Below are 10,163 nucleotides of genomic sequence, written 5' to 3'. Positions count from 1 at the left end.
CCGGGTTGGGTTTGGGCCCCCCTCCGGTTGGCGGCCCCTTTGGTTGGGGTGTTTATGCCTGTTCCTGATTTACCACCCCCCAACCCCCCCCGGGCGGCAATCCCTCACACGAGGGATGCCGCCCGGGCCCGAGGATCCTCAGACGTCCAGGGTGCCCACGTGGTGGACGCGGACGAGGTTGGTGGAGCCCGCCAGGCCGGGGGGTGAGCCGGCCGTGATGACGACGATGTCGCCCTTCTGGCAGCGGCCGAGGGACAGCAGGGCCGCGTCGACCTGTTCGACCATCTGGTCCGTCGTCGGGGCGAACGGGCCGAGGAAGGTCTCCACGCCCCAGGTGAGGGCGAGTTGGCTGCGCACCGCGGGCTCGTAGGTGAAGGCGAGCACCGGGATCGGCGAGCGGTAGCGGGTGAGCCGGCGGGCGGTGTCGCCGGACTGGGTGAAGGCGACGAGGTACTTGGCGTTCAGGAAGTCGCCGATCTCGGCGGCCGCGCGGGCGACGGCGCCGCCCTGGGTGCGTGGCTTGCTGCCGGCGGTCAGCGGCGGCAGCCCGGCCGCCAGGATGTCGGTCTCGGCGGCCTCGACGATCCGGGCCATGGTCTTGACCGTCTCGACCGGGTACTTGCCGACCGAGGTCTCCCCGGAGAGCATCACCGCGTCCGTGCCGTCCAGGACGGCGTTGGCGACGTCCGAGGCCTCCGCCCGGGTCGGCCGGGAGGCGTTGATCATCGAGTCGAGCATCTGGGTGGCCACGATGACGGGCTTGGCGTTGCGGCGGGCCAGTTTGATGGCGCGCTTCTGGACCAGCGGGACCTGTTCGAGGGGCATCTCCACGCCCAGGTCGCCACGGGCCACCATGATCCCGTCGAAGGCGTCGACGACGGACTCCAGGTTCTCCACCGCCTGCGGCTTCTCGACCTTGGCGATGACGGGGACGTAGCGCCCCTCCTCCGCCATGATCCGGTGGACGTCCTCGATGTCCCGCCCGCTGCGGACGAAGGAGAGCGCGATCAGGTCGGCCCCGGTGCGCAGCGCCCACCGCAGGTCGGCGACGTCCTTGTCGCTGAGCGCGGGGACGGAGACGGCGACGCCGGGGAGGTTGAGGCCCTTGTGGTCGGAGACCAGGCCGCCTTCGATGACGAGGCAGCGCACGTGCGGCCCGTCGACGGCGACGACCTCCAGGGTGACCCGGCCGTCGTCGACCAGGATGCGTTCGCCGCGGCCGACGTCGCCGGCGAGTCCGGAGTAGGTGGTTCCGCAGATGTCCTTGTCCCCCACGACGCCCTTGTCGGTGGAGATGGTGAACTCGTCGCCGCGTTCGAGAAGTACCGGCCCGTGGGCGAAGGTGTCGAGGCGGATCTTCGGGCCTTGAAGGTCGGCGAGGATGCCGACGCTGCGGCCGGTCTCGTCGGCGGCCTTGCGGACGCGGCGGTAGCGTTCCTCGTGCTCGGCGTGCGTTCCGTGGCTGAGGTTGAATCGGGCGATGTCCATCCCGGCGTCGACCAGGGCCTTGATCTGGTCGTACGAGTCGGTGGCGGGCCCGAGGGTACAGACGATTTTTGCTCGGCGCATAGTGCTGAGACTAGGCATTACCGGCGCGTAACCACGACGTGGGTCCGGACTGCGGGATGACCTTTGCGGTAAGGCGAGTTGAACAATCTGACACACACTCGGACCGCCGTGCGAGCGCCCCGTCCCGCGCCCCTCGCGCGCGCCGTCCGCGCCCGCCCGTCAATACGATTCCGTGAAGGGGTGTTCACCTCCGGTTCACCACTGCTTCCGCCGCCGCTCCCCGCCCGGCGGGACGCTCGTCACCCCCGGGTGACTGCCCGGGCGGCCCCGGGTGACCACCCGGACGAAGTAGCGTACGAGGGGGAGGCGTTCGGCATGAAACGCGCTCTGGGGGTGGTGGCGGCCCTGGCCCTGTTGGGCGGGGTGGCCTTCGCACTGATCCCCGACGACAAGCCGGGGGCCGCCAAGACGGTCACCGTCACCGGCCTGATCGGCTCGGAGAAGCGCGCCTTCTTCGAAGACCAGGACGTCAAGGCCGAGTTGGCGAAGCAGGGTCTGGACGTCCGGGCGGACTCGACGGGTTCCTGGAGGATGAGCGACCAGGCGGAGAAGACCCCGGGGCTGGACTTCGCCTTCCCCGCGAGCGCGGCGCCGGCCCGGGAGATCCAGCGGATCTGGAAGTTGCAGGACTCCCCGCTGGTGCCGTTCTACTCGCCGCTGGTGATCGTGGCCCACGAGCCGGTGGCCCAGGTGCTGAGGAAGAACAAGCTGGCCGACGTGGACCCCGCCACCGGCGTCTGGACGTTCCGGATGGACGACTACGTCAACGCCCTGAAGGCCAACCGCAGATGGGAGGACCTGGACGGGGCCCGCGAGCACCCCGAGCTGTCCGGCCAGCTCTTCGTGACCACCACCGACCCGGAGAGCTCCTCCTCCGGCGCGATGTACCTCGCGCTGCTCTCCTACGTCGCCAACAACCACCAGGTGGTGTCGGACGACGCCGGTGTCGCCGCCGTCAGGGACGTCCTGTACACCGCGAACTCGCTGCAGGGCATCCAGAAGAGCAGCAGCGACGAGCCGTTCCGGGACTTCGGTGCGGGGATCGGCAGCCCGCTGATCTTCTCGTACGAGTCGCAGGCCGCCGCCCTGCCGCTCCGGGGCAAGCCCACCGGGGACATGGTGGTGCTGTACCCGGACACCACGGTCTACTCGGACCACACCGTGGTGGCCCACACCGACAACGGCCGCAGGCTCGCCGAGGTCCTCCAGAACGACGAGACGCTGCGCACCCTGGAGGCCAGGTACGGCCTCCGGCCGCAGGCCAAGCCGGAGGCCTTCGCGAGCCTGATGCGGGACCGCAAGCCGGTCTTCGCGCCCGATCTGACCGCGGCCAGGATCAAGCAGGCGACCCTGCCGTCGCTGGACAACCTGACCAAGCTGACCGCCGCGGCGAAGGGGACCAAGTGACCAGCCCGATGAAGCGCCGCGGCCTGCTCGCCGCCGCGCTGGCCGCCGCGCTCGCCGCGGCGACCGCCTGCACCTCCGGCGGCTCCGGCCCCACGCCCGGGCCGGACCCGAGCGGCCCGCCCGCCGAGACCGCCCGCCCCGGGGTGCTGCGCGTCCTGGCCGGCAGTGAACTCCAGGACCTGGCACCGGTCCTGGAGGACGCCCGGAAGGCCACCGGGGTGACGGTGCAGTTCTCCTGGACGGGCACCCTGGACGGCGCGGACACCGTCTCCTCGGGGCGGGCCGACGGCAAGTACGACGCCGTGTGGTTCCCGTCCGACCAGTACCTGCGGCTGGATCCGGCCGGCAGGTCCAAGGTGCTCTCCGAGACGCCGGTGATGGTCTCGCCGGTGGCGATCGGGGTGCGCTCCTCGGCGCTCGGCGAACTCGGCTGGGGCGACGGTTCGAAGGTCACCTGGGCGCAGGTCGGCGAAGCGGCCGCGGCCGGCAGGCTGCCGTACGGGATGGCCGACCCGTCCCGCTCCAACTCCGGCTTCTCCACCCTGGTCGCGGTGGCCTCGGCCTTCTCCGGCGCGGGTGCGGCGCTGACCGACGCGGACGTGCAGAAGGCGGGCCCGCAGCTGAAGGAGTTCTTCAAGGGCCAGAAGCTGACCTCCGGCTCCTCGGGTTGGCTGGCGCAGGCGTACACCCGGGCCGAGTCGGGCGTGGTGAGCGCGCTGGTGAACTACGAGTCGGTGCTGCTGTCGATGAACCGGACGCTGCCGCCGCAGCAGCAGCTGACGGTGGTGCGGCCGGTGGACGGCGTAATATCGGCGGACTACCCGCTCTCGCTGATGTCCTCCGCCGCGCCGGAGCAGCGGGACGCCTTCCAGCGGCTGACCGCCTACCTGCTCAAGGAGGACGTGCAGAAACGCATCTCCGAGACGACGCTGCGCCGCCCGGTGACGGCGGGCGTGGCCCCGGCCGCCGGGCTGCCCTCGGAGCGTCGCCGGGAGCTGCCGTTCCCGGGCACCCGGGCGGTCGCGGACGGTCTGCTGGCCGCGTACCAGAACGAGCTGCGCCGCCCGTCCCGGACGGTGTACGTGCTGGACACCTCGGGCTCGATGGAGGGCTCGCGGATCGCCGCGCTGAAGAGCGCGCTGGGCCGGCTGACCGGCGCGGACGACACCCGCGGGGTGCGCCGCTTCCGGGACCGCGAGGAGATCACGCTGCTCTCCTTCGCCTCCGCGGTGAAGTGGACCAAGACCCACGTGGTGCCGGCCTCCGGCGGCAAGCCCGGCCCGGAGGCCGAGCTGGCCTCGATCGACGCGGACGTGCAGTCGCTGGCGGCCTCGGGCGGGACGGCGCTGTACTCCTCGCTGGAGGAGGCGTACAAGGTGATCGAGCGCCAGCAGGCGGCGGCCGGCGACGACCGGTTCACCTCGATCGTGCTGATGACCGACGGGGAGAGCAACGCCGGGGCGACGGACGCCGACTTCAAGCACTTCCATGACGGGCTGCCCGCCGGGGAGAAGGCGATCCCGGTGTTCCCGATCAAGTTCGGGGAGGCGGCGGTGGGCCAGCTCCAGGGGATCGCGGACCTGAGCGGCGGCAAGCTGTTCGATGGGACGGGTTCGCTGGACGGGGTGTTCGAGGAGATCCGTGGCTACCAGTAACGGTGACGGCGGCGGCTTCGGCGCCCGGGCGCTGCGCTACCTGGAGTCGGCCCGCAACCTGGTCGGCTGTGCGGGTGGCGCGGTCGGGCTGGGGCTGCACTTCGCCGGGCTGGGCGGGGCCTGGTGGCCGGGGGTCGTGGCCGGGCTGTACGGGGTGGGCGCGCTGCTGACGCCCGCCCCGGCGGCCCGCCGGGAGCCGGGGCCGACGCCGACGCCGACGCCGGGGAGCGCGGGGTCCGAGCTCCCGGATGAGGGCGTCTCGGCGCTCCTCGCGGAGGTCTCCGCGGAGCTCTCCGCCCCCGCCGGCCCCCCGGCCCGGCCACCCGTCCGGCCCGTCCAGCCACCGCCGGTGCCCCCCGCGCCCCCAGCGCCCCCCGCGCCCGACCCGGAGCTGGAGGCGCTGGCCGCCTACCTGGACAGCGTGCCGCTGCCGCCCTCGGCGGGCGTGGACGGCCTGCTGACGGCGCTGCGCGCGGCCGGGCCGGGCCCGGTGGCGGAGCGGATCGTCCGGCACCGGCTGCCGGTCGCGGTGGCCGGCTACCTGCGGGCGCGGACCTGGCAGCCCTGGGCGGGCCCGGGCGCCCCGGACCCGGCGGCCGAGCTGGGCCGGGAGGTCGACCTCCTCGTGGGTGAACTGTCCTGATTTCGCCCTCCGGGGACCCGCCCCACCGCCCCGCGCCTCCCCCGTTCCCGTCACGAACGAGTCGCCAAGATCTCACCTCCCGGACAGGTCCGGGGGCTATCCAGCACCCCGGCCCGCACGGCACACTGCTACGCGCGTCCCTCTACGCGCGTCGACGCGTGGACGCACCCTTTCGCTCACGCACACCAGTTGACGGCCCATTCGCCGTCGCCCCACTCGGGAGAGTCGTCCATGCCCCTGAACCGCCGTGACTTCGTCACCCGGTCCGCCGCCACCGCCGCCGGTGCCGCCCTGGCCGGTGGCGCCACCCTGGCCGCCGCCCCCTCCGCCGCGGCCGCCCAGCCGGACACGGCGGCCGCCAAGGGCCCGCAGCGCAAGCCGCGCAAGCAGGCCTTCACCGTCATGGGCACCACCGACCTGCACGGCCGGGTGCTCAACTGGGACTACTTCACCGACGCCGAGTACACCGACAAGGCCCACAACGCGGTCGGCCTCGCCAAGATCTCCACCCTGGCCAACCAGGTGCGCGAGGAGAAGGGCTGGGACCGCTGCCTGCTGATCGACTCCGGTGACACCATCCAGGGCACCCAGCTGTCCTACTACTACGCCCGGATCGACTCGATCCTCAGCGACGCCAACACCGTGCCGGACCACCCGATGGCCGTCGCCATGAACCTCATGGAGTACGACGCCGCCGCGCTCGGCAACCACGAGTTCAACTACGGCATCCCGCTCCTGAGGGCCTACGAGGAGCAGCTGGAGTTCCCGCTGCTGGGCGCCAACGCGCTGTACGCGAAGAACGAGAAGCCGGCCTTCAAGCCCTTCGTGATCAAGGAGCTGCACCTGGGCGAGGGCCGCCCGCTGCGGGTCGGCATCCTCGGCCTGACCAACCCCGGCATCGCGATCTGGGACAAGGCCAACGTCAGCGGCAAGATGGTCTTCCCGGGCATCGTCGAGACCGCCGCCACCTGGGTGCCGAAGGTCAGGGCCGCGGGCGCGGACGTCGTCGTGGTCTCGGCGCACACCGGCTGCGACGAGGCGACGACCTGGGGCGACCAGCTGCCGTGGACCGAGAACGCCGCGGTCGAGCTGGCGGCGACCGTCCCCGGCATCGACGCGGTGCTGGTGGGCCACGCCCACAAGGAGATCCCGCAGCGCCTGGTCGTCAACAAGAAGACCGGCAAGACGGTCGTGCTCTCCGAGCCGCTCTGCTACGGCCAGCGTCTGACCTGCTTCGACTTCGAGGCCGAGTTCGCCGCCGGTGCCTGGACGGTCACCTCGCTCTCCTCCCGGCTGCTGAACTCCAACACGGTGCCGGAGAACCCGGAGATCACCAAGGCGGTCGCCAAGCAGCACAAGAAGGTCGTCGCGTACGTCAACCAGGTCATCGGCGCGAGCAAGATCGCGCTGTCGATCGCCGAGGCCCCGTTCAAGGCCACCCCGATCATCGACCTGATCGGCCGGGTCCAGGCCGACCAGGTCAAGGCCGCGCTGGCGGGCGGGCAGTACGCCAACCTCCCGGTGCTGGCCCAGGCGGCCCCGTTCAACCGCACCGCGCTGATCCCGTCCGGCCAGGTCAAGCTGCGCGACGCCGCGGGCCTGTACATCTACGAGAACACCCTGGAGGCCCGCATCCTGACGGGCGCCCAGCTCAAGGACTACCTTGAGTACTCGGTGAAGTACTACAACCAGCTCGCCCCGGGTGCCCCGGTCGACAAGGACAAGCTGACCAACGCCGAGGCCACCCCGGACTACAACTACGACTCGGTCTACGGCCTGAGCTACGACATCGACATCGCGCAGCCGAAGGGCCAGCGGATCGTCAACCTGTCCTTCCAGGGCAAGCCGATCGACCCGGCCGCCGAGTTCGTCCTCGCCGTCAACAACTACCGTGCCAACGGCGGCGGCAACTTCCCGCACGTCGCCAAGGCGAAGGTGGTCTGGTCGGACTCCGACGAGATCCGCAACACCATGATCGCCTGGGTGAAGGCCAAGGGCACCATCGACCCCGCCGACTTCTTCACCGACTCCTGGCGCCTCGTCCGCGCCGGCCAGCCGGTCTTCTGACCGACGCTCCCGCCGGAAGGCCGTCGCCCCGTCGGCGACGGCCTTCCGGCTTGTCCGGTGGAAGAAGCGGCTACCACCGGAAGTGGAGCGGCGAGTTCGGCGACGCGGTCCCGATCCCGGCCCCGTTCGACTTCGATCTCGCCACCGACGGTCTCGCCCGCTACCCGGCCTGACCCCACAGGGCCTCCCGGCGGCCGGCGCCGGGAGGCCCTGTGGCTCGCGTTCAGGACTCCCCGGTCAGAAGGGGAAGACCGCGCGCTCGTGCTGGATGGAGATCCACTTCACGGTGGTGAAGGCCTCCACCGTGGCCTCGCCGTTGAGGCGGCCGACGCCGGAGTTCTTCTCGCCGCCGAAGGGGACGCCCGGCTCGTCGGCGATGGTGCCGCCGTTGACGTGGATCATGCCGGTCTCGATCCGCTGGGCGACCTTCACGCCGCGGTCGACGTTCGCGGTGTGCACCGCGCCGCTGAGCCCGAACGGCGTGTCGTTGGCGATCCGGACGGCCTCGTCCTCGCCGTCGAAGGGCACCAGCAGCACCACCGGGCCGAAGAGTTCGTTCCGCAGGATCGGCGCGTCCTGCGCGAGGCCGCCGAGCACCACCGGGCCCATCAGGCTGCCGACCTTGGGGCCGCGCAGCAGCGCGGTGGCGCCGGCCGCGATCGCCTGGTCGACCTGGGCGTTGAGGGAGTCGGCCTGGACGGGGTTGATCAGCGGGCCGATGTGGGTGGCCGGGTCCCTGGGGTCGCCGATGGTGAGCGAGGCCACCTTGGCGACGAACTTCTCAGTGAACTCGGCCTCGACGGCCCGGTCCACCAGCACCCGGTTGGCCGCCATGCAGACCTGTCCCTGGTGGACGAAGCGGCTGAACACCGCGGCGTCCACGGCGTGGTCCACGTCGGCGTCGTCCAGCACGATCAGCGCGCTGTTGCCGCCGAGTTCCAGGACGGTCCGCTTGAAGTGCCCGGCGGCGACGGTGGCGACGTGCCGGCCGACCCGGTCGGAGCCGGTGAAGGAGATCACCTTGGGCACCGGGTGTTCGATGAAGCTGTCGCCGATCTCGGCGATGTCGGTGATCACCACGTTCAGCAGGCCGGGCGGCAGGCCCGCGTCCTCGAAGATCTTGGCGATCAGTCCGCCGCCGACCACCGGGGTCTCCTGGTGCGGCTTGAGGACGACGCCGTTGCCGAGCGCGAGGGCCGGGGCGACGGCCTTGAGCGCCAGGAACAGCGGGAAGTTGAACGGGCTGATCACGCCGACGACGCCGACCGGCAGCCGGTAGAGCCGGTTCTCCCGGCCGTGGGCGGGCGAGGTGAGCAGCCGGCCCTCGGGGGCCACCGACTGGTGCAGGCAGTCCCGCAGGACGTCCTTGACCAGGGAGAGCTCGAAGCCCGCCTTCAACGCGGTGCCGCCGAGCTCGGCCATGATCGCCTGGACGATCTCCGGCTCGCGCTCCTCCACCAGCCGCAGCGCGCGCTCGAAGACCACCCGCCGCTGGTACGGGTTGGTGGCGGCCCACCCCTTCTGGGCGCGCTCGGCGGCGCGGTACGCGAGGTCGACCTCGGCGGTGGTGGCGACGGTGATGGCGGCGAGCTTGTCCCCGGTGTACGGGTCGACGTCGACGATGTCCCAGGAGCCGCTGCCACTGCGCCACTCGCCGTCGATGTACTGCAGCGCCAACTCGGAGAAGTACGACATCTGATCCCTCTCATACACCGACCTGATGGGAACTCATCGTACTGACGTATCAAAGCTCCTGGCGTACCTCGTGCAACAGATCGCGCGTCTTCTCCGGATTCAGGCTGTCGGCGACCAGGTCGTCCATCGCCTGCCGGTACTCGGCCACCTCCGCGGGCTTGTCGAGGTAGAGCGCGGTGGTGAACTGTTCCAGGTACACCACGTCCGCCAACTCGGCCTCGGCGAAGCCCAGGACGGTGAAGGCGCCGCTCTCCGCGCTCAGCCCGGCGTTGCCCAGCGGCAGCACCTGGAGCCGGACGTTGGGCAGCTCGCCGAGCTCCAGCAGCCGGTCCAGCTGGCCGCGCATCTGGTCGGGCCCGCCCCAGGGGCGGCGCAGCGCCGCCTCGTCCAGCACGGCGACCAGCTGGGGCGCGCGCTCGCCGGTCAGCACCGCCTGCCGCTTGAGCCGGACGTCGACCCGGCGGTCGATCTCCTCCGCGCCGGCGGCGTGGCAGCCGGCGGTGACCACGGCCCGGGCGTAATCGGCGGTCTGGAGCAGCCCGTGGACGAACTGGACCTCGTAGCTGCGGATCTCGGCCGCGGCCTCCTCCAGCCCCAGGTAGTTCTGGAACCAGCCGGGCAGGACGTCGCCGTACTCGTGCCACCAGGAGCTGGTGTTGGCGTCGCGCAGCAGTCCGAGGACGCCGGCGCGCTCGTGTTCGGCCTCGACCCCGTACAGGGTGAGCAGGTCGGCGACGTCGCGCTCCTTGAAGCCGACCCGGCCGAGCTCCATCCGGCTGATCTTGGACTCGGAGGCCCGGATCGAGTACCCGGCCTCCTCCCGACTGACGCCTCTGGCCTCGCGGAGCTTGCGCAGCTGGGTGCCGAGCTGCAGGCGCCGTATGGTGGCGCCCCCGCCTGCCTGAGTCGTGCCCATCGACGTCATCCTCCGCGCTAGACCAGCCCCCCGGCCGTCGGCGGCAGTCTGCCACCTGGCACCGACGAACAACAGCCCATCGATCGGGAACCGCTCGGGGCGGCGGACAACCCCGGTTGTTTGTCCGAGAGTTGACGCCGGTCCGGAAGCGGCTTCTCCGGTCCCGCACCGATGGCGCCCCCTGGAAGAGGACGCGACGGCGCCCGCCCTC

General features: G+C 71.5%; 8 protein-coding genes. 5 read left to right on the top strand and 3 right to left on the bottom strand.

The genetic code is table 11. The annotated features are described in order from the left end of the window. Window positions 1–138 precede the first annotated feature (138 nt). Complete coding sequence (pyk, locus tag ACFRAR_RS13740; protein WP_380698054.1) at window positions 139–1,569, bottom strand: pyruvate kinase; 1,431 nt, start codon at window positions 1,567–1,569, stop codon at window positions 139–141. A 315-nt stretch (window positions 1,570–1,884) separates the two neighbouring features. Between pyk and ACFRAR_RS13735 the strand changes: the two genes are divergently transcribed. From ACFRAR_RS13735 to ACFRAR_RS13715, 5 genes are all read left to right on the top strand, one after another. Then, window positions 1,885–2,976, top strand: coding sequence for a hypothetical protein (locus tag ACFRAR_RS13735; RefSeq protein WP_380698053.1), 1,092 nt, complete (start codon window positions 1,885–1,887; stop codon window positions 2,974–2,976). Then, window positions 2,973–4,631 carry a VWA domain-containing protein gene (locus ACFRAR_RS13730; RefSeq protein ID WP_380698051.1) on the top strand — a complete coding sequence of 553 codons (1,659 nt, stop codon included), beginning with the start codon at window positions 2,973–2,975 and terminating at the stop codon, window positions 4,629–4,631. Before ACFRAR_RS13735 ends, ACFRAR_RS13730 begins: the two co-directional genes overlap by 4 nt. Further along, the gene (locus tag ACFRAR_RS13725; protein WP_380698049.1) at window positions 4,618–5,274 is read left to right on the top strand and encodes a hypothetical protein; all 657 of its coding nucleotides are present in this window, start codon (window positions 4,618–4,620) and stop codon (window positions 5,272–5,274) included. The genes ACFRAR_RS13730 and ACFRAR_RS13725 overlap by 14 nt, the downstream gene beginning before the upstream one ends. A gap of 231 nt (window positions 5,275–5,505) precedes the next feature. After that, window positions 5,506–7,341 (top strand): bifunctional metallophosphatase/5'-nucleotidase, encoded by a 1,836-nt coding sequence (locus ACFRAR_RS13720; RefSeq protein WP_380698047.1) that lies wholly within the window; start codon window positions 5,506–5,508, stop codon window positions 7,339–7,341. Window positions 7,342–7,391: 50 nt separating this feature from the next. Continuing rightward, window positions 7,392–7,514: a hypothetical protein gene (locus ACFRAR_RS13715; protein WP_380698045.1), complete on the top strand. Its 123-nt coding sequence runs from the start codon at window positions 7,392–7,394 to the stop codon at window positions 7,512–7,514. Between the two features lie 64 nt (window positions 7,515–7,578). Here ACFRAR_RS13715 and ACFRAR_RS13710 read toward each other — a convergent pair whose 3' ends face one another. Beyond that, window positions 7,579–9,036, bottom strand: a complete 1,458-nt coding sequence (locus ACFRAR_RS13710; RefSeq protein WP_380698070.1) for an aldehyde dehydrogenase family protein — start codon at window positions 9,034–9,036, stop codon at window positions 7,579–7,581. Between the two features lie 49 nt (window positions 9,037–9,085). Continuing rightward, the gene (locus ACFRAR_RS13705; protein WP_380698043.1) at window positions 9,086–9,952 is read right to left on the bottom strand and encodes a helix-turn-helix domain-containing protein; all 867 of its coding nucleotides are present in this window, start codon (window positions 9,950–9,952) and stop codon (window positions 9,086–9,088) included. Window positions 9,953–10,163: the final 211 nt, after the last annotated feature.

Origin of the sequence: Kitasatospora sp. NPDC056651, assembly GCF_042792155.1 — a bacterium.
GTDB lineage: Bacteria > Actinomycetota > Actinomycetes > Streptomycetales > Streptomycetaceae > Kitasatospora.
This window is presented reverse-complemented; position numbering and strand designations above follow the sequence as displayed.